Origin of the sequence: Brevundimonas intermedia (assembly GCF_004614235.1) — a bacterium.
GTDB lineage: Bacteria > Pseudomonadota > Alphaproteobacteria > Caulobacterales > Caulobacteraceae > Brevundimonas > Brevundimonas intermedia_A.
Genome location: NZ_SPVH01000001.1, coordinates 246,711 through 273,377, shown reverse-complemented (window position 1 = coordinate 273,377; position 26,667 = coordinate 246,711). Strand labels below are relative to the sequence as shown.

The 26,667-nt window shown below is 66.7% G+C and carries 23 protein-coding genes; 15 read left to right on the top strand and 8 right to left on the bottom strand.

Annotated features, from left to right (window positions below; genetic code table 11):
* Nucleotides 1–49: 49 nt before the first annotated feature.
* A complete protein-coding gene (tdh, locus tag EGY25_RS01280) occupies nucleotides 50–1,102 on the top strand; it encodes an L-threonine 3-dehydrogenase (RefSeq protein ID WP_135193249.1) in 1,053 nt (350 codons plus the stop codon).
* Nucleotides 1,103–1,117: 15 nt separating this feature from the next.
* On the opposite strand, the gene EGY25_RS01275 is transcribed toward tdh, so the two are convergent.
* Nucleotides 1,118–2,140, bottom strand: coding sequence for a DNA topoisomerase IB (locus tag EGY25_RS01275; protein ID WP_135193248.1), 1,023 nt, complete (start codon nucleotides 2,138–2,140; stop codon nucleotides 1,118–1,120).
* A gap of 117 nt (nucleotides 2,141–2,257) precedes the next feature.
* Between EGY25_RS01275 and rlmJ the strand changes: the two genes are divergently transcribed.
* Nucleotides 2,258–3,073 carry a 23S rRNA (adenine(2030)-N(6))-methyltransferase RlmJ gene (gene rlmJ / locus EGY25_RS01270; protein ID WP_135193247.1) on the top strand — a complete coding sequence of 272 codons (816 nt, stop codon included), beginning with the start codon at nucleotides 2,258–2,260 and terminating at the stop codon, nucleotides 3,071–3,073.
* A 232-nt stretch (nucleotides 3,074–3,305) separates the two neighbouring features.
* A complete protein-coding gene (locus EGY25_RS01265; protein ID WP_135193246.1) occupies nucleotides 3,306–4,037 on the top strand; it encodes a glutamine amidotransferase-related protein in 732 nt (243 codons plus the stop codon).
* Here the strand turns inward: EGY25_RS01265 and EGY25_RS01260 are convergent.
* Nucleotides 4,034–5,092 carry a YeiH family protein gene (locus EGY25_RS01260; protein ID WP_209307926.1) on the bottom strand — a complete coding sequence of 353 codons (1,059 nt, stop codon included), beginning with the start codon at nucleotides 5,090–5,092 and terminating at the stop codon, nucleotides 4,034–4,036. The two genes, EGY25_RS01265 and EGY25_RS01260, sit on opposite strands and share 4 nt — an antisense overlap.
* 77 nt (nucleotides 5,093–5,169) lie before the next feature.
* On the opposite strand from EGY25_RS01260, the gene EGY25_RS01255 reads away from it, so the two are divergent.
* The gene (locus EGY25_RS01255) at nucleotides 5,170–6,045 is read left to right on the top strand and encodes a LysR family transcriptional regulator (protein WP_135193245.1); all 876 of its coding nucleotides are present in this window, start codon (nucleotides 5,170–5,172) and stop codon (nucleotides 6,043–6,045) included.
* Nucleotides 6,046–6,201: 156 nt separating this feature from the next.
* On the opposite strand, the gene hemF is transcribed toward EGY25_RS01255, so the two are convergent.
* Nucleotides 6,202–7,083, bottom strand: coding sequence for an oxygen-dependent coproporphyrinogen oxidase (gene hemF / locus EGY25_RS01250; RefSeq protein WP_135193349.1), 882 nt, complete (start codon nucleotides 7,081–7,083; stop codon nucleotides 6,202–6,204).
* A 103-nt stretch (nucleotides 7,084–7,186) separates the two neighbouring features.
* Here hemF and EGY25_RS01245 point away from each other — a divergent pair, with 103 nt between their 5' ends.
* Entirely contained in the window at nucleotides 7,187–8,431 is a 1,245-nt protein-coding gene (locus EGY25_RS01245) for a dipeptidase (protein ID WP_135193244.1), read from the top strand.
* Here the strand turns inward: EGY25_RS01245 and EGY25_RS01240 are convergent.
* Both EGY25_RS01240 and EGY25_RS01235 read right to left on the bottom strand, forming a co-directional pair.
* Nucleotides 8,428–9,021 carry a DUF2726 domain-containing protein gene (locus EGY25_RS01240; protein ID WP_135193243.1) on the bottom strand — a complete coding sequence of 198 codons (594 nt, stop codon included), beginning with the start codon at nucleotides 9,019–9,021 and terminating at the stop codon, nucleotides 8,428–8,430. The genes EGY25_RS01245 and EGY25_RS01240 overlap by 4 nt on opposite strands.
* A gap of 74 nt (nucleotides 9,022–9,095) precedes the next feature.
* Entirely contained in the window at nucleotides 9,096–9,545 is a 450-nt protein-coding gene (locus tag EGY25_RS01235; RefSeq protein WP_135193242.1) for a tRNA (cytidine(34)-2'-O)-methyltransferase, read from the bottom strand.
* A 194-nt stretch (nucleotides 9,546–9,739) separates the two neighbouring features.
* Here EGY25_RS01235 and petA point away from each other — a divergent pair, with 194 nt between their 5' ends.
* The 5 genes from petA to EGY25_RS01210 all read left to right on the top strand — a co-directional run bounded on the left by petA (nucleotide 9,740) and on the right by EGY25_RS01210 (nucleotide 16,026).
* Nucleotides 9,740–10,297 (top strand): ubiquinol-cytochrome c reductase iron-sulfur subunit, encoded by a 558-nt coding sequence (gene petA / locus EGY25_RS01230; RefSeq protein WP_135193241.1) that lies wholly within the window; start codon nucleotides 9,740–9,742, stop codon nucleotides 10,295–10,297.
* A gap of 10 nt (nucleotides 10,298–10,307) precedes the next feature.
* The gene (locus tag EGY25_RS01225) at nucleotides 10,308–11,612 is read left to right on the top strand and encodes a cytochrome b (protein ID WP_135193240.1); all 1,305 of its coding nucleotides are present in this window, start codon (nucleotides 10,308–10,310) and stop codon (nucleotides 11,610–11,612) included.
* Nucleotides 11,613–11,617: 5 nt separating this feature from the next.
* Complete coding sequence (locus EGY25_RS01220; RefSeq protein ID WP_245159286.1) at nucleotides 11,618–12,493, top strand: cytochrome c1; 876 nt, start codon at nucleotides 11,618–11,620, stop codon at nucleotides 12,491–12,493.
* A 150-nt stretch (nucleotides 12,494–12,643) separates the two neighbouring features.
* Complete coding sequence (locus EGY25_RS01215) at nucleotides 12,644–14,311, top strand: M28 family metallopeptidase (protein WP_135193239.1); 1,668 nt, start codon at nucleotides 12,644–12,646, stop codon at nucleotides 14,309–14,311.
* 71 nt (nucleotides 14,312–14,382) lie between these two features.
* Nucleotides 14,383–16,026 carry a M28 family peptidase gene (locus tag EGY25_RS01210; protein WP_135193238.1) on the top strand — a complete coding sequence of 548 codons (1,644 nt, stop codon included), beginning with the start codon at nucleotides 14,383–14,385 and terminating at the stop codon, nucleotides 16,024–16,026.
* Between the two features lie 3 nt (nucleotides 16,027–16,029).
* On the opposite strand, the gene EGY25_RS01205 is transcribed toward EGY25_RS01210, so the two are convergent.
* On the bottom strand, nucleotides 16,030–17,460 hold the full coding sequence (locus EGY25_RS01205) for a helix-turn-helix domain-containing protein (RefSeq protein WP_135193237.1): 1,431 nt from the start codon (nucleotides 17,458–17,460) through the stop codon (nucleotides 16,030–16,032).
* Nucleotides 17,461–17,616: 156 nt separating this feature from the next.
* On the opposite strand from EGY25_RS01205, the gene aceA reads away from it, so the two are divergent.
* Together aceA and EGY25_RS01195 are read left to right on the top strand one after the other, a co-directional pair.
* Nucleotides 17,617–18,897: an isocitrate lyase gene (gene aceA / locus EGY25_RS01200; RefSeq protein ID WP_135193236.1), complete on the top strand. Its 1,281-nt coding sequence runs from the start codon at nucleotides 17,617–17,619 to the stop codon at nucleotides 18,895–18,897.
* 20 nt (nucleotides 18,898–18,917) lie between these two features.
* Entirely contained in the window at nucleotides 18,918–19,127 is a 210-nt protein-coding gene (locus EGY25_RS01195; RefSeq protein WP_066550777.1) for a hypothetical protein, read from the top strand.
* A gap of 69 nt (nucleotides 19,128–19,196) precedes the next feature.
* Here the strand turns inward: EGY25_RS01195 and EGY25_RS01190 are convergent, their stop codons facing one another.
* Nucleotides 19,197–20,333 (bottom strand): hypothetical protein, encoded by a 1,137-nt coding sequence (locus EGY25_RS01190; protein WP_135193235.1) that lies wholly within the window; start codon nucleotides 20,331–20,333, stop codon nucleotides 19,197–19,199.
* A gap of 83 nt (nucleotides 20,334–20,416) precedes the next feature.
* Nucleotides 20,417–21,352, bottom strand: coding sequence for a ribose-phosphate pyrophosphokinase (locus tag EGY25_RS01185; RefSeq protein ID WP_135193234.1), 936 nt, complete (start codon nucleotides 21,350–21,352; stop codon nucleotides 20,417–20,419).
* A gap of 192 nt (nucleotides 21,353–21,544) precedes the next feature.
* On the opposite strand from EGY25_RS01185, the gene EGY25_RS01180 reads away from it, so the two are divergent.
* The 3 genes from EGY25_RS01180 to EGY25_RS01170 all read left to right on the top strand — a co-directional run bounded on the left by EGY25_RS01180 (nucleotide 21,545) and on the right by EGY25_RS01170 (nucleotide 26,660).
* Nucleotides 21,545–22,399, top strand: a complete 855-nt coding sequence (locus EGY25_RS01180) for an outer membrane protein assembly factor BamD (RefSeq protein ID WP_135193233.1) — start codon at nucleotides 21,545–21,547, stop codon at nucleotides 22,397–22,399.
* Between the two features lie 73 nt (nucleotides 22,400–22,472).
* Entirely contained in the window at nucleotides 22,473–24,170 is a 1,698-nt protein-coding gene (gene recN, locus EGY25_RS01175; protein WP_135193232.1) for a DNA repair protein RecN, read from the top strand.
* 90 nt (nucleotides 24,171–24,260) lie between these two features.
* Nucleotides 24,261–26,660 carry a PAS domain-containing protein gene (locus EGY25_RS01170; protein WP_135193231.1) on the top strand — a complete coding sequence of 800 codons (2,400 nt, stop codon included), beginning with the start codon at nucleotides 24,261–24,263 and terminating at the stop codon, nucleotides 26,658–26,660.
* Nucleotides 26,661–26,667: the final 7 nt, after the last annotated feature.

Here is a 26,667-nt window from a genome sequence, read left to right as displayed (position 1 = left end):
CTAGGCACAAGGCCTAGGATGACGGGCTTCTGCATTGGGAGTTGAGACTATGACCGACACGATGAAAGCCCTGGCCAAGACCGCGCCCGGCATCGGCCTCGAACTGATCGACGCGCCGATCCCTGAGGCGGGACCGGAGGACGTACTGATCCGGGTCCACCGCACCGCCGTGTGCGGCACCGACATCCACATCTGGAACTGGGACGAGTGGTCCCAGAAGAACGTCCCGACCCCGATGATCACCGGCCACGAGTTCGCCGGCGAGATCGTCGCCATCGGCAAGGACGTGGATCGCCCGCTGAAGATCGGTCAGCGCGTCTCGGCCGAGGGTCACGTCATCGACCTGAACTCCGAAGCCGCCCGCGCCGGGCATTTCCACCTGGATCCCAAGACGCGCGGCATCGGCGTGAACCGCCAGGGCGCCTTCGCCGAGTTCGTGGTGGCGCCCGCCTTCAACGTGATCGAACTGCCCGACGACGTGCCCTATGAGATCGGCTCGATCCTGGATCCGTTCGGCAATGCCGTTCACACGGCGCAGCAGTTCGATCTGCTGGGCGAGGACGTCCTGGTCACCGGCGCAGGCCCCATCGGCATGATGGCCGCCGCCGTGGCCCGTCACGCGGGCGCGCGCACCGTCGTCCTGACCGACATCAACGACTTCCGGCTGGAGCTGGCGCAGAAGGTGGCGCCCGGTGTCCGCACCGTAAACACGACCAAGGAAGACATACACGACGTCATGAAGGAACTGGGCCTGAAGGTCGGCTTCGACGTGGCGCTTGAGATGTCGGGCTCGCCCATCGCCTTCAAACAATGCGTCGACACCCTGATCATGGGCGGCGGCATGGCGATGCTGGGCATTCCGTCCAAGCCGATGGAGACCGACTGGGGCGCGATCATCCTGAAGGCCCTGACCATCAAGGGCGTCTATGGGCGGGAGATGTTCACCACCTGGCGCAAGATGCTGGGTCTGCTGAAGGCGGGGCTGGACCTCAGCCCGCTGATCACCCACCGCCTGGGCTATGCCGACTACCGCGAAGGCTTCGAGGCCATGAAGTCGGGTCAGTCGGGCAAGGTCGTGCTGGACTGGGACAAGGCGGCCTGAGGACGTCGGCGCTGATCAGGCTGCAAGCAACTGTTTGATCAACGCCTTTTCGAAACCCTTGGTGTCCGAGCCGGGCAGAGCTTTGGTGATCTCGCCGCTTTCGAACAGGGCGAAGACCTTGGGGTGCACATAGGACGCGCGGCAGACGGTGGGGGTGTTGCCCAGCAGGCCCGCGACGGCCTTGACGCAGACCGTGATCTTTCGCTTGGCGTCGGTGGGCGAGGTCGCCGCCTCCATGTCGCGCAACGCCCGCGCCGCCGAGACGGTGCCGGCCCAGGTGCGGAAGTCCTTGGCGGAGAACTGCTCGCCCATCGCCTCGCGGATGTAGGCGTTTACGTCGTCGGAATCGACCGGGCACAACGTGCCATCCGCCGAGCGGTATTTGAACAGCTGCTGACCGGGCAATCCTTCCAGCTCGCGCACGACGCGGGCCAGACGACGGTCCTTGACGCTGACGCTATGGTCCTTTCCGCTCTTGCCGCGAAACTCGAACGTCAGAGCCGAGCCGTCTACCTCCAGATGGCGCTTGTGCAGGGTGGTCAGGCCATAGCTGCGGTTCTGCTTGGCGTAGATGGAGTTGCCGACGCGGATAAGGGTGATCTCCAACAGGCGTACGGCGGTGGCCAGCACCTTGTCGCGACAGACGCCACGTAGGCTCAGATCGTGCTCGACCTTGTCGCGCAGCTTAGGCAGGGCGCGCGAAAAGGCGGGCAGTTTGTCGAACTTGTTCTCGGACCGGGCCGTGCTCCAGTCGTTGTGATAGCGATATTGTTTGCGGCCCTTCACGTCGCGGCCGGTGGCCTGGATATGACCGTTAGCCCTGGGGCAGATCCAGACGTCGGTCCAGGCGGGCGGAATGGCCAGGGCGCGGATGCGGGCCAGAACCTTGGCGTCGCTGATCGTCTTGCCCTTGGCGTCCTTGTAGGACCAGCCCTTGCCGGCGCGGCGACGGCTCAGGCCCGCGAACTCGTCGCTGCAATAGCTGAGTCCTTGCGGAACCTCGGCTGTGATGTCGAAGGCGTGCGATCCGTCGGCCATCCGCCCCGTTTTCCTTTTCATTGGTCTTTCAGCCGCTTGCCGAAGACGAGCGACGAACGCGGGGCCGGGGCGGCGAGTTCCGCTTGACCACAGGAACGGGGCGGGAGACGAGGCGGCATGAACTATCGCCACAGCTTTCATGCCGGAAACTTCGCCGACCTGCTCAAACACGCCCTGGTGCTGTGGCTGGTGAAGGGGCGTCAGGAAACGGGTCCGCTGACGGTGTTCGACACCCACGCGGGGGCGGGTCTGTACGACCTCTCGGGGGACGGGACGCGGTCGAAGGAGGCCGAGGCGGGGGTCGCACGGCTGATGACAGCTAATGGTCGGACCCCGCTGATGGATGCCCTGGCGGCCGAGGTGGCGGCGATCAATCCCGACGGCGGCGTGCGATATTATCCGGGGTCGCCCCTGCTGATCGCCGACGCGCTCAAGGACGGCGGCCGCTACGTCGGGTTCGAACTGAACCCGCCGGTTCGGGCCATGCTGGCCGAGGCGCTGGCGGGACGCACGAATGCTCAGGCGCGCGAGGGCGACGGCTATGCAGAGGTGGTCGCGGAGGCGGCGAAGGTGCGCGGGTCGCTGGTGCTGATCGACCCGCCGTTCGAGAAGCCCGACGACTATGTCCGCTCGGCTGAGACCGCGATTGCGGTGCTGAAGCGCGATCCGACGGCGACGGTGGCGATCTGGACCCCGCTGAAGGATCTGGAGACCTTCGACGGCTTCATCCGGCGGCTGCAAGGCAAGGCGGGACCGACCCTGGTCGCCGAGGCGCGGCTGAGACCTCTGACCAATCCGATGAAGATGAACGGCTGCGCCCTGGTGGTGGTCAATCCGCCAGAGGGCGCCGAGGTCGCCGCAAACGAAGTCTGCGGCTGGGTCGCCGGGGCGTTGGGCGAGGCTGGCGGGCGGGCAGAGGTCTGGACCTTCTGAAAAGTTGGACTCCGAAAAAACAGTCCAACGAGTCCAAGTGAGTCCAACTTTTGGGCGCGGGCGACGATGTCAAAGACCGATCGACCATCATAGCCCATGTCGGCGGTGCGATAGGTCGATTGTGCGACGACGTCCGCAAAGCCTTGTGCGCCAAGGGATTGTGAGCGGCGATTAGGATGGCTGGGCCGTGTTTCGGCTGGTGCGCAGGACGCAATCGGCTAGGGTTCGCCACATGACGCGCATCGCCATTCTGGAAACCGGCCACCCGCCGGAGCATCTGAAAAACGACTTCGACGATTATCCGGCGCGGTTCCGGGCGCTGCTGGGCGAAGGCGTGGCGACGACGCGGTTCGACGTGCAGTCGGGGCATCTGCCAGACGATCCGTCGGCGTTTCAGGGGGCCATCGTCACCGGGTCGGCGGCGGGGGTCTATGACGACCTGCCGTGGATTCCGCAGTTGGTGAGTTGGCTGAGGGCGGCGCGCGGACGCACGCGTCTGGTCGGCATCTGTTTCGGGCATCAGGCCCTGGCCCATGCCTTCGGCGGGGCGGTCGAGAAGTCCGACAAGGGCTGGGGCGTGGGGCTGCATCGCTACGACGTGCGGGTCGATGAGCCGTGGATGCATCCGCGTGCGCGCACGATCGCCATTCCGGTCTCGCATCAGGACCAGGTGACGGCGATCTCGGACGACGCGCGGGTGATCGCCTCAAGCGGCTTCACGCCCTATGCCGGTCTGGCCTGGGGGCAGGATGCGATCTCGTTCCAGTGCCACCCGGAGTTCCAGCCGGACTATGCGGCGGCCCTGATCGAGGGGCGGCGTGGAACGCGCATTCCGCACCCCGTGGCGGATGAGGCGATCGACAGTCTGAAGCGACCCAATGATCGGGCCGTGCTGACGGCCTGGATCCGCGCCTTTCTGCTGCTGACCCCGCCGCCGGTCGAGGATTACGGCAGCGGAATCTAGAGGCCCAAAAGCCGGATCAGCGCCAGCGCCAGCAACACCAGGGCGCCCAGCGACAGGATGACGGCGGCGACGACCCGGCCGCCGGCGCGGGCGACCGCGCGGATGTCGGTCTGCAGCCCCAGGGCGGCCATGGCGACGATGGTCAGCAGGCCTGAGGCGGCGGCCATGGGGGCGAGGGCGGCCTGCGGGATCAGATCAAAAGAGCGGAGGGCGATCATGACCAGAAAGCCGATGATGAACCACGGCAGCAGGCGGTGCAGACCCAACTTGGCCGCTGTCGGCGTGCGGTCGCGGAAGATCAGCGACAGGGCCAGGATGACCGGTCCCAGCATCAGCACCCGCACCAGCTTGACCACCGTGCCGGTCTGGGTGGCGACGGCGCCGAACGGTGCGGCGGCGGCCAGGACTTGCGGCACGGCATAGACGGTCAGGCCGGCCAGGGCGCCGTATTGCAGACCGTTCAGATGGACCAGGCCGCCCAGCAAGGGCAGGGCCAGAACCACGATCACGCCGAGCACGGCGGTGAAGGCGATGGAGGCCGCGACCTCTTCACCGTCTGCGTCGATGACGGGGGCCACGGCGGCGATGGCGGAGTTGCCGCAGATGGCGTTGCCGCAGGCCACCAACAGGGCCATGCGCGGGTTCAGTCCCAGGGCGCGACCGACGCCGAAACCGACGACGATTCCGACGACGACCAAAAGTAGGATTCCGACGACGAAAGATACGCCCAACGACGACAGGGTCGCGGCGCTGACCGAGGCGCCCAGCAGGACAACCGCCACTTCCAGCAGGGTCTTGGCCGAGAAGTCGATGCCGGCCTTGAACCGCACATCCGGGGTCCAAGCGGTGCGGACGACGGCGCCCAGCAGGATGGCCAGCACCAGCGGCTCCAGCCAGACATGGCCGATGACATCGCGCTCTATGCTGGTCAGGCCGATCGCCGCCAAGGTCACCAGCAGACACAGCATGACGCCCGGCCGGATCGTGCGCCCGAACGCCGCCGCCGAGGCCAGGCTCGGCGTTTGTGCGGGGGCGGGCAGGGCTGCGGACTTCATGCGCGGGCAATGCGCCTGCTCTCGACGGCGGTCCAACGGATAGTTATGGTCATTTCAATCCGATTTGGAGATTGATCGTGACCCTGGAACGCCTGCGCATCTTCGTCGCCGTGGCCGAGCGCGACCATGTGACGGCGGCGGCGGGGGCGCTGAACCTGACGCAGTCGGCGGTGTCGAACGCCGTGGCGGCGCTGGAGGCGGAGCATGACGTGCGGCTGTTCGACCGGGTCGGGCGCGGTGTGGTGCTGAACGAGACAGGCCGGGCCTTCCTGCCCGAAGCGAAAGCCGTGCTGGCGCGTGCGGCGGCGGCGGAGGCCGCTCTGGCGGACATGAGCGCCCTGCGGCGCGGGCGGCTGGCGGTGTTCGCCAGCCAGACCATCGCCAGCTACTGGCTGCCGCGCCGGCTGGTGGATTTTCACCGGGCCTATCCGGGCGTCGAACTGGCGGTCGAGATCGGCAATACGCGCGAAGCGGCCCAGGCCGTGCTGAGCGGCGCCGCCGAGATCGGCCTGGTCGAGGGGGCGGTGGACGAGCCGGCCTTGTCACAGTTCCAGGTGGGTTCGGACCGGCTGGCGGTGCTGGTGACCCCGGAACATCCCTGGGCGACGCGTCGGCGGCTGGACGCGAAGGATCTGGCGGGCCAGCCGTGGGTGCTGCGCGAGGTCGGGTCGGGAACGCGTTCGACGCTGGAGGCGGCGGTGCGGGACATGGGTGTGGACCCTGCGATCCTGTCGGTGTCGATGACCCTGCCCTCGAACGAGGCCGTGCTGGCGGCCGCCGAGGCGGGGGCGGGGGCCACGGCCCTGTCGGAAAGCGTGGCCTATGCGTCTGTGGCGGCCGGACGGCTGGTGACGGCGCCCTTCACCCTGCCCGAGCGACCGTTTCGGCTGTTAAGGCACAGGGAGCGGTATCGCAGCCGAGCGGGGGACGTGTTCGTGGAGGCGATGGGGTGACGCCCTCCAGTCCCGCTCATCCCCGCGAAAGCGGGGACCCAGTCCTTTGGGCGATCAATGTCTGGGTTCATTCGAGACAGTCATCCCAGACACTCGTGCGAACGAAAACACTGGGTCCCCGCTTTCGCGGGGATGAGCGGATTCAATGAAGCCTGATCAAGGCCACTTCACCGTGGGCGGCATGGACGACAGGATGGATTCCACATTCCCGCCGGTCTTCAGGCCGAACATGGTGCCGCGGTCGTAGAGCAGGTTGAACTCGACGTAGCGGCCGCGGCGGATCAGCTGTTCCTCGCGTTCTTCCGCCGTCCACGGCTCGGCCATGCGGGCGGCGACGATGCGGGGATAGACGTCCAGGAAGGCCAGGCCGATGTCGCGGGTGAAGGCGAAGTCGCGGTCGTAGTCGCCGCTGTCATGATGGTCGTAGAAGACGCCGCCGGTGCCGCGCGGCTCCTTGCGGTGGGGCAGGTAGAAATACTCGTCGCACCAGGCCTTGTATTTGGCGTGCCAGGTCGGGTCGTGGGCGTCGCAGGCGGCCTGCATGGCGGCGTGGAAGGCGACGGTGTCGGGGTGGTCCTGGCGACGATCCGCCATCAGCACCGGCGTCAGGTCGCCGCCGCCGCCGAACCAGCTCTTGGTCGTGGCGATGAAGCGGGTGTTCATATGCACCGCCGGCACGCGCGGACTGACCGGGTGGCAGATCAGGCTGATCCCCGTGGCGAAGAAGCGGGGATCGACGTCGGCGCCGGGCACGTTTTTGGCGTAGTCGGCGGGAAAGCTGCCGTGCACGGTCGAGACGTGGACGCCGACCTTTTCGAACAGACGACCGTGCATCATGCCCATGACGCCGCCGCCGCCTTCCGGGCGGTCCCAGGCGGTGCGGACGAACCGGCCGGGTTCGCCGGGAAACAGGTCGGCAGGCGCCGCGTCCTCCAGCGCCTCGAAGGCGGCGTGGATGCGGTCGCGCAGATGTTCGAACCAGGCGCGGGTCTCGACCTTCTTCAGGTCGAGCGGATCGGAGAAGACGGCGTCGCTCATGGCGCGCTTGAACCACGTCGCGGCGGCGGCGTCATCCGGACAGGTTGTCATAGAGGGAATCGCAGGCGCTAATGATCGCCTGCCGTTTTCAGGAAGCCCGCCCATGATCCGTCGTCTTCTCTTCGTCACTGTCGCCGCCCTTGCCTTGGCGGGCGCGGCCCACGCTCAGGATGCGGACGAGGCGCGGGTGCTGGGCATCCTGAAGACGACGCCGCTGATCGACGGGCACAACGACCTGCCATGGGCGCTGCGCCAGACCTATGGCAACGATGTCTACGCCGTTGATCTGACCAAGAATCTGGCGGCGTCCACCAAGCTGCATACAGACATCGCGCGGCTGCGGGCCGGGGGCGTTGGCGGTCAGTTCTGGTCGGTCTATGTGCCCGCCAGCCTCACGCCGCGCGAGGCGGTCGAAGAAACCTTCGAACAGATCGACACGGCCAAGCGGATCATCGCCGCCCATCCCGAGACGTTTGGCCTGGCCGAGACCGCCGACGAGGTGGACGCCGTGTTCGCGTCTGGCCGGATCGCCAGCCTGATCGGGATGGAGGGCGGTTATTCGATCAACGATTCCCTGGCCCTGTTGCGCGAATTTTATCGGGCCGGCGCCCGCTACATGACCCTGACCCACTCCAAGACCACGACCTGGGCCGACAGCGCGACGGACGCGCCGAAATGGGGCGGCCTGAGCCCCTTCGGCGAAGAGGTGGTCAAGGAGATGAACCGGCTGGGCATGATGGTGGACCTGAGCCACGTGTCCGAGGAGACGATGCTGGACGCCATGCGAGTCTCGGATGCGCCGGTGATCTTTTCCCATTCGTCGGCACGGGCGGTGACGGACCATCCCCGCAATGTGCCGGATCGGGTGCTGCGGATGATGCCCCAGGACGGCGGGATCGTGATGATCAACCTGGCGCCGGGCTTCGTGTCCGAGGCGGTGCGCGCCTGGAACGGCGCCAAGGCCGGCGAGGAGGCCCGGCTCAAGACCCTGAACCCCGGCGATCCCGGCGCGGTGGAGGCCGGGCTGACGGCCTGGACCACCGCCAATCCGACGCCGCAGGCGACCCTGGCCGACGTCGTGGCGCACATTCAGCATGTGCGCGAGGTGGCGGGCATTGACCATGTGGGGCTGGGCGCCGACTTCGACGGCATTGGCAGCCTGCCCGAAGCCATGGGCGGGGTGGACGCCTATCCGCGCATTCTCGCAGCCCTGATTCAGGCCGGCTGGACCGAGGCGGACATCCGCAAGATCGCCGGTGAGAACCTGCTGCGGGTCATGCGTTCGGTCGAGGCCGTGGCGGCGTCAAAGGCCGGCGAACGCCCGTCGATGGCGCGGCTGGAGCCTTAAGCGGGAGCCATGTGCGCCTGCATGACGCGGGCGAGGTCGCGTTCGATATCGTCGGCGCTATGTTGGGGCGTCACTTCAAGATAGGCGACGCCAGCGCGTTGGAGCGCAGCCTTCTTTACGGCGTCCCGCGCGTAGGCCGTGCCCTGATAGTGACCCTCGCCCTGATATTCGATGGCCGCCAAGGGCCAGCCGCTGTTGGATATGACTAAAATATCGACGCGCTTGCTGTTGATGGCGTGAAAGGCGTCGTCGTCAGGTGATCGCAGAATTTCGCCAAGGCAAACCTGCGCCATCACTCGCCCCTTGATGTCGAGCCGCTTCATGGCTCGTTCGGCGGCATAGAAGACCGAGGCTTCTGCGCGGGACATCAGAGGTCGAGCCTGGAAGGCGGCCCCCATCACCGTGTCGAGTTGACTCGTCGCGACTTGCGGCCGCACGGCGATCTTGGCGCCCGGCCTGAATTGGGCGACGGCTGAACGACGTGTTGCACGTCGCTTGCCTCGCTTGCGACTGAGTTCCCAGCCGCCGACAATCACGAGAAAGACGATGATCGCCACCAGGGTTGGAGCCGTGTCCATCATGATCTGCATCCTCGTCTAGTCTTCGAGGTGTCTGCCTATCAATGCAGGATTGTAGAGGCCTTAGCAGACGAGGTAAACGCCGCTCACCCGATCCCGCCCGTCTGGCGCAGGCCTTCCCAGAGGGCGATGCCGGCGGTGACGGACAGGTTCAGCGAGCGGGCCTGGGGGCGCAGCGGCACGACGACGCGGGCGTCGGCGGCGGCGTGGACATAGTCGGGGGCGCCCGCGCTCTCCTTGCCGAACAGAAGCACGTCGTCAGGCTGGAAGACGAAATCGGTCAGCGGCGTGGCGCCGCGCGTCGTGAACAGCACCAGCCGCCCGGCGGGGCGATCCGTCTGGAAAGCCTCCCAGTCGGCGTGACGGGTCATGTGCGACAAGGGGCCGTAATCAAGGGCAGCGCGCTTCATGGCGCGGTCGTCGAAACGAAAGCCGGTCGGCTCGATCACGTGCAGATCGACGCCGAAACAGGCCGACAATCGGATGCAGGCTCCGACGTTCTGAGGAATGTCAGGTTGAAAAAGGGCGAGACGCATTCTAAGGCCTGACATACGCGCGACGAGGGGGTTTGTCGCGGTCTGTTTGCGAGCGTTTCGCAAGAAACGTCAGCAGCTTGCGTCGAACGGGCGCAAGTCTCGGGCCGTCGGGGATTTCCGGCGTCTTTTGTTGGTTCGTGCCGTGGCTGGGAGAAGCTCCTGGGCTTCTTCCGCGGCGTTCGAGAGGTGGAAACGTGGCCGAATCGGTCGTGCATACGCAAGACACGCACAGCCCCGAGGGCGGTGATCCCAATCGTCGGGACTTCATTCACATCGCGGCGGGCGCCGCTGCGGTCGGCGCAGGGGTGATGATCGCCTGGCCGCTGATCAACCAGATGAACCCGGCCGCCGATACATTGGCCTTGGCGTCGATCGAGTTCGACCTGACCAAGGTTCAGGAAGGCCAGCAGGTCGTCATCAAATGGCAGGGCAAGCCGGTGTTCGTGCGTTACCGCACCCCGGCCGAGCTGCAGCGCGTGATCGCCGACGACAATGCCTCCGACCTGAAAGAGCCTCAGACGGACGCCGAGCGCACCAAGCCGGGTCACGAGAAATATCTGGTCGTCGTCGGGTCCTGCACCCACCTGGGCTGCGTTCCGACGTTCGGCGCGGGCGATTACGGCGGCTGGTTCTGCCCCTGCCACGGTTCGCACTACGATGCGTCGGGCCGTATCCGTAAGGGGCCTGCGCCTCTGAACCTGGTCGTGCCGGACTACGAGTTTGCGTCCGACACCCGCGTGAAGATCGGTTGAGGGCGAGGGCATGAGCGAACACGAATCCACCTACGTCCCCAAGACGGGCGTCGAGAAGTGGCTGGACACCCGGCTGCCGATCATCCGTTTCGGCGCGGACTACATGTCCCTGCCGACGCCGCGGAACCTGAACTACTGGTGGACCTTCGGTGGCATCCTGGCCCTGTGCCTGATGACGCAGATCGTCACCGGCATCGTTCTGGCCATGCACTATACGCCGAACGTGGACCTGGCCTTCGCCTCGGTCGAGCGCATCATGCGCGACGTCAACGGCGGCTGGCTAATCCGCTATGTCCACGCCAACGGCGCGTCGATGTTCTTCATCGCCGTCTATCTGCACATGCTGCGGGGGCTGTACTACGGCTCCTACAAGGCGCCGCGCGAGATGATCTGGATCATCGGCTGCGTGATCTTCTTCCTGATGATCGCCACCGCCTTCCTGGGCTATGTGCTGCCGTGGGGCCAGATGTCGTTCTGGGGCGCGGAGGTCATCACCAATCTGATCGGCGCCATCCCCGTGCTGGGCGAGCCGATCCTGATCTGGCTGCGTGGCGGACCGGCGATCGACAATGCGACGCTGAACCGCTTCTTCTCGCTGCACTATCTGCTGCCGTTCGCCATCCTGGGCTGCGTCGTACTGCACCTTTGGGCGCTGCACGCGGCCGGTCAGAACAACCCGGTCGGCATCCTGATCCCCAAGGATCGCGCGAAGAAGGACATGCTGCCCTTCCACCCGTATTTCACGGTCAAGGACGGCTTCGCGATCATCCTGTTCCTGATCCTGTTCGCCATCTTCGTCTTCTATCAGCCGAACGCCTTGGGCCACGCCGATAACTACATCCCGGCCAACCCGCTGCAGACGCCGGCGCACATCGTGCCGGAGTGGTACATGCTGCCCTTCTACGCGATCCTGCGCGCCGTCCCGGACAAGTTCGGCGGCGTGGTGGCGATGTTCGGCGCCATCGGCGTGCTGTTTGTCCTGCCCTGGCTGGACACGTCCAAGGTGCGCTCCATGCGCTACCGCCCGACGATGCGGACCTTCTTCATCATCTTCCTGGTGGTGGGCGTGGGTCTGGGCTGGTGCGGCGGTCAGCTGCCCGACGCGCCGGTGATCGGGTCGTTCAAGACCTTCACCCTGATCGACGGCGACCTGAACTCCTACCTGTGGCTGACGCGGGTGTTCACCCTCTACTACTTCGCCTTCTTCCTGATCATCATGCCGTTGATCGGATTGAAGGAGCAGCCGCTGCCGATCCCGGCGACGATCTCCGAACCGGTCCTGACCGGCGCGGACGCCGTCGAGCAGAAGGGCTGAGGGGCATGACGATTGGAATGAAGACCGTGTCGATCAAGACGATCCTCGCCTCGGCGGCCGTTGCGCTGGGGCTGATCAGCGCCGCCGCCCCCGCCATGGCGGCCGGCGCCGCCGCCCACCCGCGCTCGGGCGGTTTCAGCTTCGAGGGGCCGTTCGGCACCTATGACCAGGGCCAGCTGCAACGCGGCTACAAGGTCTATCACGAGGTCTGCGCCGCCTGTCACGGCATGAACCTGATGCACTATCGGAACCTGGGCGACCGTCATGGGCCGTTCTGGAATCCGAAATACCCGAACCCGAACGACAACCCTGTCGTGAAGGCTCTGGCCGCCGAGAACCAGGTTCCGGACATCGACAGCGAGACCGGCGAGCCGATCCAGCGCGACGCCACCCCCGCTGACAAGTTCCGCGCTCCCTATCCCAACGCGACCGCGGCGGCGGCGGGCAACGGCGGCGCCGCGCCGCCCGACCTGTCGGTGATGGCCAAGGCGCGTCATGACGGCGCTAACTACATCTACTCGTTGCTGTCGGGCTACCGCGCCGCACCGGCGGGGCTGCAGATCCGCGATGGCCAGCACTACAACCCCTATATGGCCGGCGACCTGACGCCGTTCTGGACGGGCGATCATCACGATGTCCCGCCCGGCGGCTTCATCGCCATGCCGCCGCCGCTGCAAAACGGCCAGGTCACCTATGACGACGGTTCGCCCCAGACGGTGGATCAATACGCCAAGGACGTCGCGGCCTTCATCGCCTGGACGTCGGAGCCCAAGATGGTCGAGCGCAAGCAGGCCGGGTTCGGCGTGATGATTTTCCTGTTGATCTTCGCGGGCCTGACCTACGCCAGCTATCGCCGGATCTGGAAGGGCGTCGCTCACTAAGGGAACGTCGCCAGCCCGAAATCTTCAGCCCGTCGAAGTTCGCTTCGGCGGGCTTTTTCGTTTGCGACGAATGGCCCCAGACGCGGAATCGACACGATGGATTTCGCCGCCTAGGGTCGGTCATCATCTACGGCTGTGGGGCCACTGTTCATGCGTCTTGTCTCTCCGTTCGCGGCTGTGCTTCTGGCCGGCGCCGCCCTGTCCGCCTGCGCCACCGCGCCCAATCCCGGCGCCGTCCATACCGTTCCCGTCTTCGACGCCGCGCGGATTTCGCAGGACATCAAGACTTTGTCGGACGACAGCTATGAGGGACGCGGCATCGCCACTCCGGCTGAAGAGAAGGTCGTGCACTATCTGAGCGAAGGCTATGCCGCCGCCGGGTTTGAGCCGGGCGGGCCCAACGGCCAGTGGACGCAGGACGTCGTGCTGAACCGCTTCGTTCAGTCCAACGTCCAGGCCTCGCTGAAGCTGGGCGACTGGACCCTGCCGATGACGCAAGGCCGCGAGGTCGCCATCTCGACCCGCCGCCCGGCCGAGCATGTCAGCCTGAAGGACGCGCCGCTGGTCTTCGTCGGCTACGGCATCAATGCGCCCGAGCGCCAGTGGAACGACTTCAAGGGCCAGGACCTGCGCGGCAAGATCCTCGTCGTGCTGGTCAATGACGCCGATTTCGAGGAGCCGGCGCTGGACACCTTCGGCGGCAAGGCCATGACCTATTACGGCCGCTGGACCTACAAATACGAAGAGGCGGCCAAGCATGGCGCGGCGGGCGTGCTGATCGTCCACGAGACGGCCCCGGCCTCCTACGGCTGGGCGACCGTCGCCAACTCTTGGGGCGTGCCGCAGTTCGACATCCTGCGCCAGAATGCGGCGGCCGAGCGGGTGCCGATGGAAGGCTGGATTCAGCGCGAGGTGGCGGTCGACCTGTTCCGCCGCGCCGGCCTCGATTTCGAAGCGCTGAAGGTCCAGGCGCGCAGCCGCGACTTCCAGCCCGTCGCCTTGCCCGGCGCTGGCTTCTCGACCGAGTTCGACGTGGCGACCAATCAGGTCACCAGCCACAATGTCATCGCCCGCCTGCCGGGCACGACCCACCCGGACGAGACCGTCCTCTACACCGCCCATTGGGATCACATCGGCATGGGCGAGCCGGACGCGACGGGTGATCGCATCTTCAACGGCGCCGTCGACAACGCCTCGGGCACGGCGGGCCTGCTGGAGCTGGCGCGGATGTTCGGCGGCGCGCCGCGCACCGAACGGTCCATCGTGATCATCAGCTTCACAGCCGAGGAAAGCGGCCTGCTGGGTTCGGAATACTATGCCGTCAACCCGGTCTATCCGCTGGCCAAGACGGTGGGCGGGTTCAATATGGATTCGATGAACGTCTATGGCCGCGTCACCGGCCTGGGCGTCACCGGCTATGGCCAGTCGGACTTCGACGAGCGTCTGGCGGCAGCGATCGAGCCGCAGGGCCGCAGCCTGGTCCCGGATTACGAGAATGCGGCCGGCACCTATTATCGCTCGGACCACTTCCCCCTGGCCAAGCGCGGCGTGCCGATGGCCTATGCCGGCAGCCGGGGCGAGTTCCGCGATGCGCCGATCGCCGAGCGCGAGGCGGCGCGTGCGGAGTATGGCGCCAAACGCTATCACCAGGCGGCGGACGAGTGGTCGCCTGACTGGGACTATCGCGGCATGATCGAGGATCTGACGGTCTTCTATGATGTCGGGCGCGCCCTGGCGAACGGCCGCGACTGGCCGGAATGGAAGCCGGGTTCGGAGTTCGCGCCTGCGCGTGCGACCACCGCGTCGGAACGCCGCTGAACCCTTATTGACCAACTAGAGGCGGGGAGGCATCCCCGCCTCTTCGCGTTTCCACGTCTAGAGTACGCTTCATGATCCTTCGCCGTTCGTCCTTCGTCGCCCTTGCGGCGCTTGCCCTGGCCGCCTGTGCGACCGCCCCGGTTTCTGCACCGGCGCCTCGGCTGGACGCCTTCGCCGTCGCCTCGGCCGCGACGCCCCAGTTCAGCACCCAACGCCTGTCGGACCACATCAAATATCTGGCGTCGGACGAGATGGAGGGGCGGTTCCCCGGCCTGGTCGGCGAGGGGCTGACCCTGGCCTATCTGCAAGCCCAGTACGAGGCGATAGGGCTGGAGCCCGGCGGTCGCGACGGATCGTGGTTGCAGCCGGTCGATCTGGTGCGGTTTACCCCTGCGCGCGCGCCGACCGCGTTCTGGACCGGTGCGGATGGCGCTACCCATCCGCTGGTCTCGGGGACCGACATTACCCTGCGCGCCGGACCGGCTGACCCGATGGTGAAGATCGAGGCCGCGCCGCTGGTTTTCGCCGGTTACGGCATCTCGGCCCCGACTTGGGACGACTATGGCGATGCGGACCTGACCGGCAAGGTCGTGGTCGTCCTGCGCGGCCAGCCGAGCGTCATGGGCGCCGACCCGAACTTCTACGGCTCGACCACGCACAAGACGCAGGAGGCGTTGAGGCGCGGAGCCGTCGGCGTCATCACCCTTCAGGATCAGGACGGTCGCTGGCGGCGCGCCGTGGGCGGGGCGACCCGTCCGCAGATGACGGTCAAGGGCGCGGAGGACGCCCGCTTCACCGGCGCGATCAACATGGCCACCGCAATGGCCATCGGCGGCGAGGCTTTCTCAGGCGTTGCGGAGCGCGGCAAGACGGCGGCGCTGGGCGGCGCAGTCGATATGGGCGCGCGGCTCAGCGTGGACATCGCCGAAACGACAGAGGTCATCCGCTCCAACAACCTGCTGGCCAAGATCCCCGGCACGGAACGGCCGGACGAATATGTCTTCTACTCCGCCCACTGGGACCACGTCGGCAAGGCGAAGACGCCGAACGCCGAGGGCGACGACATCTTCAACGGCGCCTGGGACAATGCGTCGGGGACGGCGGGTCTGATCGAGATGGCGCGCGTGTTCAAGGCGGGGCCGGCGCCGAAACGCACCGTGGTCTTCCTTCACGTCACGGCCGAGGAGCAGGGGCTGCTAGGGTCCGAAGCCTATGCCGCGGATCCGGTTTATCCGCTGGCCAGGACGGCGGCGGACATCAATATCGACATGCTGCCCTTCACACCTGCGACACGGGACGTAGCGGTGTTCGGCGTCGGCAAGTCAGAGCTGGAGGACATCCTGGGGCGGTTCGCCGCCGTGCAGGGTCGGACGGTGACGGGCGACGGCTATCCGGAGGAAGGGTTCTACTATCGTTCGGACCACTTCAACTTCGCAGCGGGCGGTGTGCCGGCCCTGATGCCGTGGACGGGCCGCGATTTCGTCGAGGGCGGGATCGAGGCCGGCAAGCCCTACTATGAGGGGCAGATGGCGCGATATTATCACAAGCTGACCGACGAATGGCGCGCCGACTATGACTTCACGGCGGCGCTGCAGAACTTGGATCTGCTGTATCGGTTGGGGCTGACGGTGGCCGACAGCGAAGGCTGGCCGGCTTGGAAGCCGACCGCCGAGTTCAACGCCATCCGCGACCGCACGGCCGATCAGCGGCGGTAGGTCTCAGGCTGCCGCGAACGGATAGGGGCTGACCGACTTCGACCAGTCGTCGACGGCCAGCGGGCGGTCGATGGGGGCTGCGGCGCGTTCGGCGCAGGGGTGACGGTGGCACAGGCGGCAGGCGGGGCCGATGGGGGTGACGTCGGGCCGTTCCAGATCAAGGCCGTGGGCATAGGCCAGGCGGTGGGCGTGGCGCAGTTCGCAGCCCAGGCCGATGGCCAGGTCATGGCTTTCGCCGAATCCGTCGTGGCCCTGACGTTCGACCGTTCGGGCGAAGGTGAACCAACGGCTTCCGTCCGGCGTCTCGATGATCTGGGTGACGATGCGGCCCGGCGTGCGGAAGGCGCTGTGCAGCCGCCAGCGCGGGCAGGCGCCGCCGAAGCGCGAGAAGGGAAAAGCGCCGGCCGCATAGCGCTTTGAGATGTTGCCCGCCTGATCGACCCGCATCAGGAAGAAGGGCACGCCGCGCGCCGTGGGGCGCGAAAGGGTGGTGAGGCGGTGAGCGGCCTGTTCGTAGCTGACCCCGAACCGGGCCTGGAGCCGGGCCAGGTCGTAGCCGGTAGCTTCCGCCGTGCGCTGGAAGGCGGCGTAGGGCATCAGGGTCGCGGCGGCGAGGGTGTTGGTCAGGGCGACCTTCAGCAGGGCGCGTGTCGCCGCGTCAGGGGCGTTCGCGGCCTGAACCATGTCGTGCATGGCCGGTCCGTGCTCGACCAGGGCCAGCTGATAGGCGATGGCGAAGGCGCGCGAGGACGGTCCCAGCGTCTCGGACAGCAGCAGACGGCGGCGGTGCAGGTCGAAGCGGCGGGTCCATTCCACCATGACCTCGGCCGGCAGGGTGCGAACGCCCAAGTCGTGTTTGGCCGCCAGCCGGTGACGGGCGGCGGGCTCGAAGCCGTCGGCGTGGGCGGGCGCCTCGGCGGACAGAGCGTCGGACAGGGCCTCGCCCATCTGATCCAGTTCGGGGAAGTGGTTGCCGCGCGACTGGATGTATTCGCGCACCCATTCGGCGGGACTGGTTTCGACCAGGCCCTCGCCGTTCTCGGCGGCGGCGCGGGCCCGGGTGCGGCCGTCGTCGAAGGCCTGATACAGGCGCAGCATGGCGTCGGCGACGCCCGGCGCCTCCTCCAGCAACTGCACCAGTTCGTGGCGTGGGGCGGACAGGCCCTTGAACAGGGGGTCGGCCAGGATTTCGGTCAGACGGGCTTCGTCCGCCGCCCCGCCCTGGTTCAGGCTGCGCAGATCGACGTCGTAGGTTTCGGCCAGACGCAGCAGAAGCTGGGCCGAAACGGGGCGCTGGTTGCGCTCTATGTGGTTGAGATAGCTGGGGGAAACCCCCAGGTCGGCCGCCATGGCCGTCTGGGTCACAGCCAGGTCGCGCCGCAGCCGCTTCAGCCGGGCGCCGAGGAAAAGCTTGCGATCAGCGGAGGCATCCATGGCTGTAGAATGTCACAACATGACCGATGATGCAAAGTCATGATGTGACAAAGTGACATTAATGAGTCGGGTGAAGCTGTGTCATTCGTGACTGTCCCGTGTTCTTGTCCCTGAGACGGCGGCTGCGGCCGCGCCATTCAGAGACCGAGTTCGCCCATGACCCCCTTCGCCGATCTGGTTCCTTCGCCCGCCGGCCGTTTCGACGGCATCGAGCGTCCCTACACCCCCGAGGATGTCCTGCGCCTGCGCGGCTCGGTGCCGGTCACCCATACGCTGGCGGAGCGCGGCGCCAACCGCCTGTGGCAGTTGCTGCACGACGAGCCCTTCATCAACGCCCTGGGCGCCGTCACCGGAAACCAGGCGATGCAGATGGTCCGGGCGGGGCTGAAGGCCATCTATCTGTCGGGCTGGCAGGTCGCCGCCGACGCCAATACGGCCGGCGCCATGTATCCGGACCAGTCGCTGTACCCGGCCAACGCCGCGCCGGAGCTGTGCCGCCGCATCAACCGCACCTTGCAACGCGCCGATCAGATCGAGCACGCGGAGGGCGGGGCCAAGCGCGACTGGTTCGTGCCTATCGTCGCCGACGCCGAGGCCGGCTTCGGCGGGCCGCTGAACAGCTTTGAGATCATGAAGGCCTTCATCGAGGCGGGCGCTGCGGGCGTCCACTTCGAGGATCAGCTGGCTTCGGAGAAGAAGTGCGGACACCTGGGCGGCAAAGTCCTGATCCCGACCCAGGCGCATGAGCGCAATCTGGTTGCGGCCCGCCTTGCGGCCGACGTCATGGGCACGCCGACCATTACGGTCGCCCGCACGGACGCCGAAAGCGCCCAGCTGATCACCTCGGACATCGACGAGCGCGACCAGCCCTTCATCGACCGCGACAACCGCACGCCGGAGGGCTTCTTCCGCCTGAAGGAAGGCACGGGCCTGGACCACTGTATCGCGCGCGGCTTGTCCTACGCCAATATCGCCGACCTGTTGTGGTGGGAGACCAGCCACCCGGATCTGGACGATGCGAAGAAGTTCGCCGAGGCGGTGCAGAAGGAGCATCCGGGCAAGCTGATGGCCTATAACTGCTCGCCTTCCTTCAACTGGAAGGCCAAGCTGGACGACGCCACCATCGCCAAGTTCCAGCGCGAGCTGGGGGCCATGGGCTACAAGTTCCAGTTCGTGACCCTGGCCGGCTTCCACAGCCTGAACAACTCCATGTTCGAGCTGGCGGACGGTTATCGCGATCGCGGCATGGCGGCCTATTCGGAGCTGCAACAGCGCGAGTTCGCCAATGAGGCCATCGGCTACACCGCGACGCGTCACCAGCGCGAAGTCGGCACCGGCTATTTCGACCAAATCGCCACGGTCATCTCCAACGGCACGTCTTCGACGACGGCGCTGAAGGACTCGACCGAGACCGCCCAGTTCACCCACGCGGCTTAACCCGAAAAGGAACCGCCCAAATGGAACCGCTGACCCGAACCGAAGCCATCATCGACTTCTGCCTGGCGCCCCTGGCGCTCGACACCGGCACGGAGGCCGAGCGAGAGGTGCGCCGTCGCATGACGCACGTGCTGCGAACCTATCAGGCCAAGACCGCGACGCCTGTCGCCGTGGACTTCTCGTCCATGCCGTCCCAGGTGATCAACGAGGCGGCCCACGGCTACGAATAGGCCGTTTGCCCAAAGAAAAAGGCCCGCTCCGATCGCTCGGGGCGGGCCTCGTTTCGTTGTGGACACTGTTTAGCGCGGGCCGGTCGGCGTCGTGTTCAGCGACTGGGTGGTCGCTGCCGCCGGGGTCGGGACAGGCGTCGCTTGGGGCAAGCTAACCGAGATGGGGGTGCGCGCCGGGGCGGCTCCGGTTTCCTGCGGATCGCCGACGACGATGGTGGTGATCTGGGTCGCTTCGGTCGTGCAGGTCGCCAGGTCGCGGGTGACGTGACGGCCCAGGCAGAAGATGTCCTCATAGCTGGGGCGCGAGGCCGCCAGGCACTGGAACAGCATCAGCTTGGACATATCCATGCAGAACTCGCTGTTCGGTTCGCGCGTCAGGGCCTCTGTATTGACGCGCGCTTCGTCGCCGCCGGCGCCCAGGGCGCCCAGGGCTGCGATGGCCAGCGAGCGAACGACGGCGGGCGTATAGGGCGGGCCCTTGCGCGACGCCGCCAAGCCCAGACCCGTGCCGCTGTTGGCGGCGGCGAACAGCTGGCTGGCTTCCTGGGCGGACGGCAGCATCGTCACGGCGGACAGGGTCTTGGCGCTTTCCAGCCGGATCTCGCGGTTCGGAATCGGCACAACGGCCCAGCGGCGGCGCGGATCGCTGCGGCCCTGAATGGTGTAGGCGTCCTGCTCGATGGCCTCGGCGATGGCGCGCATGGCGATCGCGTCCTTGCCGATGGTCGCGGAGATCAGGCCTGCGGCGGCGTCGGCGCCGGGCAGGCTTGCGGCATAGGCCGGGTCGGCGACGATCTGGGCGACCATCTGCTGGCGCTGGGTCGGATCGACAGAGAACTGCTGCACGCCGGCGACGAACTCGGGCGACTGCAGGGCGATGATGGCGCCATAGGCGATCAGGCCGCGAGACAGCTGATCGGCGTCATAGGCCGAACCCTTGCGCAGGGCGACCTGGATCGATTCCGCATCGGGGAACCCGCCAGGCTGAATCGTTTGCGCTTCGCGCAGGAAGGCGACGTAGATGGATGCGGCGTCCGCCACGCCCTGGTTCAGCGACACGGGCGGCGGTTTGCGGGCGGCCAGTTCCGCCGCAAGGCGCTGCGCTTCCAGTTCAGCCTTCGACGGTCCGCTCTCGCAGCTGGCGAGCAGGACGGCGACGGCGAGGGCGGCGGCGGAGAGGCCGCGGCTCAGATGGGCCGATTTCATGAAGACTTCCTCAGGCGATCACGCGCGCACAAAGCGCCCACACTGTTGGCGCTTATAAGGCGGGCCTTATGGTTATCCGAAGGTTAATCGAACAGCTTCGAAACCGATTCCTCGTTCGCGATCCGTCGGATAGCCTCGCCGACCAGCGGAGCCACGGAAACCGTTCGGATTTTCGGGCAGTTCAAAACTTCGTGGGGTTGCTCGATGGAGTTGGTGATCACCAGCTCCTTCAGCGGGCCGTCGGTGATCCGCTGGACGGCAGGGCCGGACAGGACGCCGTGGCTGATATAGGCCGAGACCTCGGTCGCGCCCTGATCGATCAGGGCCTTGGCGGCGTTGACTAGGGTGCCGCCCGAATCGACGATGTCGTCGAACAGGATGCAGCGGCGGCCCTGAACGTCGCCGATGATGTTCATGACCTCGCTCTCGCCCGCCTTGGGGCGGCGCTTGTCGACGATGGCAAGGTCGGCGTCCAGGCGGCTGGCCAACGAGCGGGCGCGCACCACGCCGCCGACGTCGGGCGAGACGATCATCAGGTCGTCGCCACGGGCATATCGTTCCTTGATGTCCTGCGCCAGCACGGGCGTGGCCACCAGGTTGTCGGTCGGAATGTCGAAGAAGCCCTGGATCTGGCCCGCGTGCAGATCCATCGTCAGGACGCGGTCGGCGCCGGCGCGGGTGATCAGATTGGCGACCAGCTTGGCCGAGATGGGCGTGCGGCCGCCGGTCTTACGATCCTGACGCGCATAGCCGAAATAGGGGATGACGGCCGTGATCCGCCGCGCCGAGGCCCGCACCAGGGCGTCGGTGATGATCAGCAGCTCCATCAGGTTGTCGTTCGCCGGATAGGAGGTCGACTGCAGGATGAAGACATCCTCGCCACGCACGTTTTCCTCGATGATGGCGAAGACCTCGTTGTCGGCGAAACGTTTGACCTGGGCCTTGGTGAGCGGCGCATCCAGGTGGTCGGCGATCGCCTGGGACAGTGCGCGGTTGGAGTTGCCTGAGAGCAGCTTCATCGGCCGGTCATCCTTTCGCCGTCATCCGCCCCCCATGAACGGCGGTCGGTTGGCGCGCTCTTTACCAGTGGAGCCGGGCAGGGCAAGTCATACGCTGAGATTTCCTCGGCATGGCGCGGCTCGGTTGCGGGTGCTAGAGGTCGCCGCGTAGGTTTTCGGGGGGAACGGCTCAGGGCCTTTCCTTCACACGTCATGGGGTCGTCCTTGTCCGCTTCTAAGTTCCGTTCCGGCATGGTGCTGATGGCCGCGGCGATCGCCGCAGTGACGATTTCAGGCTGCGCCGGCAAAGATCGCCCGCGCCTCGCCTATGAAGAACGTCCGGTCGAGGCCCTGTACAACACCGGCTATGAGCGCCTGCAGCAGCGCCGCTGGTCCGACGCCGTCGATTATTTCCAGGAAGTCGAACGCCAGCACCCCTATTCGGACTGGGCGCGCCGCGCGATCCTGATGCAGGTCTATGCCTACTATCAGAACAACGCCTATACCGACGCCATCGCGGCGGCCGACCGTTTCATCGCCCTGTTCCCCGGTAACCCCTCGGCCTCCTATGCCTTCTACATGAAGGCGGTCTGCAACTTCGAGCAGATCACGGACGTGGGACGCGACCAGGGTTACGCCACCGCCGCCCTGGCGGGTCTGAAGGACGTCTCGCGCCGCTATCCGGGCACGCCCTACGCCTCGGACGCCGCCGTCAAGATCGACATGGTCAACGACCAACTGGCCGGCAAGGAAATGAACATCGGCCGCTACTATCAGCGCGCCAACCAGCCGCTGGCGGCGGTGAACCGCTACAAGTCAGTCATCGCCAACCCCGACTTCCAGCGCACCTCGCATACGCCTGAGGCCCTGTATCGGCTGGTCGAGGTGAACCTGCAGTTGGGCCTGAAGGAAGAGGCGACGCGCAACGGCGCCGTTCTGGGCTACAACTTCCCCGGCAGCCCCTGGTACGCCGAGGCCTACGCCCTGCTGACCGAGAACGGCCAGACGCCGGACAAGGCGCCCGAGGGCAAACGCGAGAGCTGGCTGCAACGGATCATTCCGGGCTGATCACGCAACGGCTTGTGCAATGCGGCCGGTATCGGGATTCTGTCGGTCATGATTCGTTCCGGCGCCTGAACCGATGCTGACCGCCCTTTCAATTCGCGATGTCGTCCTGGTGGATGCGCTCGATCTCGACGTCGAGAGCGGTTTGACCGTGCTGACCGGCGAGACCGGGGCCGGCAAGTCGATAATTCTGGACGCTCTGGGCCTGGCGCTGGGCGGGCGGGGTGATGCCGGCCTGGTCAGAAACGGCGCCAAACAGGCTGTCGCGACGGCGATATTCTCCGCTCCCGACGATCCTGATCTGCTGGCGCTGGTCGCGGACAAGGGGTTCGAGGTGCGGCCGGGCGAGGATTTGATCCTGCGTCGTGTGCTGAGCGCCGACGGCCGCAGCCGGGCCTATGTCAACGATCAGCCCGCTGGGGTCACGGCGCTGCGCGAGATCGGCGCGGCCCTGGTCGAGGTGCATGGACAGCACGAGACGGTCGGCCTGCTGGACTGGCGTACGCATCGCGGGTCGCTGGACGCCTATGGCGGTCTCCAGCCGCAGCTGCTGGCGGTCGCGGCGGCGTCGACCAAGCTGAAGGCCGCCGAGGCGAAACTGGCGGAGCTCAAGGCGCAGGCGGCCGACGCCGCCGCGCGGGTCGAGGAGATCACGCTCAACCTGTCCGAACTGGACGCCCTGGACCCCCGCGCCGACGAAGAGACGGATTTGGCGGGCGAACGGGCGCTGCTGGGCGCCTCCGAAAAAGCCATCGCCGACCTGGCCGACGCCCGCACCCAACTAGGCGGCGACAAGCTGAGCCAGAAGCTGGGCGCGGCCTTGCGCGCCGTCGAACACGCGCGCCAGCGGGCGGGGCAGGCGGGGGCCGAGGGCGATCACCCCGTCATCCTGAAACTGTCCGCCGCTGTGGACGCCATCGACCGCACCATGGTCGAGGCGGCGGAAGCCGTCGCCGCCGTTGACGCCGCCGCCGGGGCCTTCGATTACGAGCCGGGCCGACTGGATAAGGCCGAGGAGCGGCTGTTCGCCCTGCGCGCTGCAGCCCGCAAACTGAACACCACGGTCGATGCCCTGCCGAGCCTTCGCATCCGTCTGCGTGAGCAGCTGCGGATGATCGAGGATGGCGAGGAGGCCCTGACCAATGCGGGGCGCGAGGCCGCCGAAGCGGCTGAATCCTACGATCTGGCCGCCGAGTTCCTGACCTCGGCGCGCGAGGCGGCGGCCGACCGCCTGACCGCCGCCGTCATGGGCGAACTGGGTCCGCTGAAGCTGGAGCGGGCGCGGTTCCGCGTGGCGCTGGATCCGATCGAGGGCCGGCGCGGCCCCGACGGGGTCGAGACCGTCCGCTTCCAGATCGCCACCAACGCCGGAACCGACTTCGGCCCGCTGGACGCCATCGCCTCAGGCGGCGAGCTGGCCCGCTTCGCCCTGGCGATGAAGGCCGCCCTAGCCAGCCGCGAGGACATGCGTCAGCCGGTGATGATCTTCGACGAGGTGGACCAGGGCGTCGGCGGGGCCGTGGCCGAGGCCGTGGGCTCGCGCCTGAAACGCCTGTCGAACGGCGCCCAGGTTCTGGTCGTCACCCACAGCCCCCAGGTCGCCTCGCGCGGCCATGCCCATTGGAAGGTGATGAAGGCCGACCGCGACGGCCTGACAACCACCACGGTCGTCACCCTGGACGACCAGCGCCGTCAGGAAGAGATCGCCCGGATGCTGTCCGGCGCCGAAATTACCGACGAGGCGCGGGCGGCGGCGCGGGCCTTGATAGGTTGATGATCAGGAAACTTACCTACCGCCGGGTAACGTTAAAGTAGGCAAGTTTGCGCATTGTCGGACCCCAGTCAGTATTCGGGTGCCGCGTCGATGAACGAAAGCCAGCGTCTCTCCAGTGTTCGCTCGTTGCACGCTGTGGGTGCAGAGGGCGATGCTGCGACTGAAGCGGCCGCAAATCTGGCGGCGCACCTTCTGGACTGTCCCATCGCCCTGGTGACGCTGCTGGACGAGGACATCCAGTGGTTCAAGGCCAACATCGGCATGGACGGCTGCTCGACACCTCGCGATGTATCCTTCTGCACCTACGCGCTTGATCTGCCCGCCAACGAAGTGATGGTGGTCGAGGATGCGACGCAGGATGTTCGCTTCGCGCACAACCCGTTCGTGACGGGCGAGCCACACGTCCGCTTCTACGTCGGCGCCCTTCTGACGGGATCGGACGGGGCAAACTACGGCACGCTGTGCGTTATCGATACTCGGGTCCGACCGCGACCGGACGATGCGACGCTTGATCGGTTACGCGACCTGGCGCGGTTGGTGGTGGCGGAACTGGAACGCGCGCGCGCCGAACGTCAGCGCGGCGAACAGCAGCATATGCTGAGCATGATCGAGGCGCTGTCCGGCGTCGGTCACTGGCGCGTGGACGTGGTCGATCCGGCCATCTTCTGGTCGGACCAGGTCTACAAGATTCACGACGTCTCGCCCGAGACGTTCTCGCCCGATTTCGAGACGGCGACAGCCTTCTATCCCGAAGCCGAACGCGCATTGCTGGAAGAAAAATGGCAGCAAACGCTGCAGGGGGAGGGCCCGTTCGAGCTGGATATGTGCATCCGCCGCAATGACGGCGTCGTTCGTCAAGTCGTCAGCAAAGGCGCCGCAGAGTTCTCGCCGGACGGCAAGCCTTTGGCCATGTTCGGCGTGTTTCAGGACGTGACCGACCAGCGCGCGGCCATGGACGCGCTGGCGCGCAGCCACAATCAGTTCAAGCTGTTGGCCGACAACGCCGCCGACGTCATCGCTCGCATTCAACTGGATGGGCATTCCAACTATATCTCCCCGGCCGTCGAGCGATTGCTGGGTTGGAAGCCGCACGAGATGGCGGGACGGACGGCCGAATCCTTCGTTCATCCCGACGACCGTGTTCGTCTGGCCGAGACCTTCGCCCAGATGGCGCGCGGGCGAGGCTCAGCGACCCTGGAGAACCGGCTGCTGCACCGTGACGGCCACCCGGTCTGGTGCGAGACCCGAATGCAGTTGGTGCGCGACAAGACCGGCCGACCGGTCGAGACCGTGGTCGTCATCCGCGACATCTCGCGCCGCAAGGCGCTGGAGGTGCAACTGGAACAGGCCCGCGCCGAGGCCGAAGCCTCCGCCGCCGTGAAGGCCGAGTTCCTGGCCAATATGAGCCACGAGCTGCGCACGCCCCTGACCAGCATCATCGGCTTTACGGGCCTGACGCTGGAACAGCCGTTGCCGGACCTGGCGCGCAACTATGTCGGCCGGGTCGACAATGCGGGCCGCGCCCTGTTGTGCACGGTCAACGACATCCTGGACTTTTCAAAGCTGGAGGCCGGCCAGGTCGCCATCCGGCCCGAGCCGACCGATATCGAGACACTGGCGCGTTCGACCCTGGAACTGTTCACGCCCCAGGCCGGCGCCAAGGATCTGGATCTGGAGCTTGAACTGACCACGGATCGGTCCTCGATCGTCGCCGACCCGGACCGGTTACGCCAGATCCTGCTGAACCTGATCGGCAATGCGGTGAAATTCACCAAACGGGGCGGGGTGCGGTTGGCCGTGCGCTGGAGCGCCGCCGAGGAACGGCTTCGCGTTGCGGTGCATGACACCGGCGACGGCATCGCCGCCGACAAGCTGGACCAACTGTTCCGCCGCTTCTCGCAGGTGGACGGGTCGCACACACGCTCGCATGGCGGCACCGGCCTGGGCCTAGCCATCTGCAAAGGCTTGGTGGAGGCCATGAATGGCGCCATCGGCGCCGATAGCGTCGAGGGGAAGGGCAGCGTCTTCTGGTTCGAAATCCCGGCGCTCGCTGCAGAAGAAGAGGTCGCGGTCGGCGCCCGGCCGATGAGCGGCGCAGATGTCGGGGGTCTGCGCGTGCTGGTCGCCGACGACCATCCCGCCAATCGTGAACTGGCCCGCGCCTTCCTGAACGGCATGGGCGCGACGGTGGAGGACGCTGTGGACGGCGCCGACGCGGTCGAGTGCGCCGAATGCGCCGTCTTTGACGTGATCCTGATGGACCTGCGGATGCCGAAGATGGGCGGGGTCGAGGCCCTGAACCGGATTCGCGGGAGTTCTGGCCCCAACCGCCTGACCCCGATCCTGGCCTATACGGCGGACGCTGGCGAGGGGATGGAGGCGGAGCTGCTGGCCCAGGGCTTCTGCGGCGCGGTGTCCAAGCCGGTGGCGGCGGAGGCCCTGATTCGCGCCGTCTCCGACGCGATGCAGGGCGTGCCGGCCGCCGCCTGATTGAGCC

Coding starts and splice junctions, on each gene's coding strand:
- tdh (WP_135193249.1), top strand. CDS start 50: ATGACCGACACGATGAAAGCCCTGGCCAAGACCGCGCCCGGCATCGGC.
- EGY25_RS01275 (WP_135193248.1), bottom strand. CDS start 2,140: ATGGCCGACGGATCGCACGCCTTCGACATCACAGCCGAGGTTCCGCAA.
- rlmJ (WP_135193247.1), top strand. CDS start 2,258: ATGAACTATCGCCACAGCTTTCATGCCGGAAACTTCGCCGACCTGCTC.
- EGY25_RS01265 (WP_135193246.1), top strand. CDS start 3,306: ATGACGCGCATCGCCATTCTGGAAACCGGCCACCCGCCGGAGCATCTG.
- EGY25_RS01260 (WP_209307926.1), bottom strand. CDS start 5,092: ATGAAGTCCGCAGCCCTGCCCGCCCCCGCACAAACGCCGAGCCTGGCC.
- hemF (WP_135193349.1), bottom strand. CDS start 7,083: ATGAGCGACGCCGTCTTCTCCGATCCGCTCGACCTGAAGAAGGTCGAG.
- EGY25_RS01245 (WP_135193244.1), top strand. CDS start 7,187: ATGATCCGTCGTCTTCTCTTCGTCACTGTCGCCGCCCTTGCCTTGGCG.
- EGY25_RS01240 (WP_135193243.1), bottom strand. CDS start 9,021: ATGCAGATCATGATGGACACGGCTCCAACCCTGGTGGCGATCATCGTC.
- EGY25_RS01235 (WP_135193242.1), bottom strand. CDS start 9,545: ATGCGTCTCGCCCTTTTTCAACCTGACATTCCTCAGAACGTCGGAGCC.
- EGY25_RS01225 (WP_135193240.1), top strand. CDS start 10,308: ATGAGCGAACACGAATCCACCTACGTCCCCAAGACGGGCGTCGAGAAG.
- EGY25_RS01220 (WP_245159286.1), top strand. CDS start 11,618: ATGACGATTGGAATGAAGACCGTGTCGATCAAGACGATCCTCGCCTCG.
- EGY25_RS01215 (WP_135193239.1), top strand. CDS start 12,644: ATGCGTCTTGTCTCTCCGTTCGCGGCTGTGCTTCTGGCCGGCGCCGCC.
- EGY25_RS01210 (WP_135193238.1), top strand. CDS start 14,383: ATGATCCTTCGCCGTTCGTCCTTCGTCGCCCTTGCGGCGCTTGCCCTG.
- EGY25_RS01205 (WP_135193237.1), bottom strand. CDS start 17,460: ATGGATGCCTCCGCTGATCGCAAGCTTTTCCTCGGCGCCCGGCTGAAG.
- aceA (WP_135193236.1), top strand. CDS start 17,617: ATGACCCCCTTCGCCGATCTGGTTCCTTCGCCCGCCGGCCGTTTCGAC.
- EGY25_RS01195 (WP_066550777.1), top strand. CDS start 18,918: ATGGAACCGCTGACCCGAACCGAAGCCATCATCGACTTCTGCCTGGCG.
- EGY25_RS01190 (WP_135193235.1), bottom strand. CDS start 20,333: ATGAAATCGGCCCATCTGAGCCGCGGCCTCTCCGCCGCCGCCCTCGCC.
- EGY25_RS01185 (WP_135193234.1), bottom strand. CDS start 21,352: ATGAAGCTGCTCTCAGGCAACTCCAACCGCGCACTGTCCCAGGCGATC.
- EGY25_RS01180 (WP_135193233.1), top strand. CDS start 21,545: ATGGGGTCGTCCTTGTCCGCTTCTAAGTTCCGTTCCGGCATGGTGCTG.
- recN (WP_135193232.1), top strand. CDS start 22,473: ATGCTGACCGCCCTTTCAATTCGCGATGTCGTCCTGGTGGATGCGCTC.
- EGY25_RS01170 (WP_135193231.1), top strand. CDS start 24,261: ATGAACGAAAGCCAGCGTCTCTCCAGTGTTCGCTCGTTGCACGCTGTG.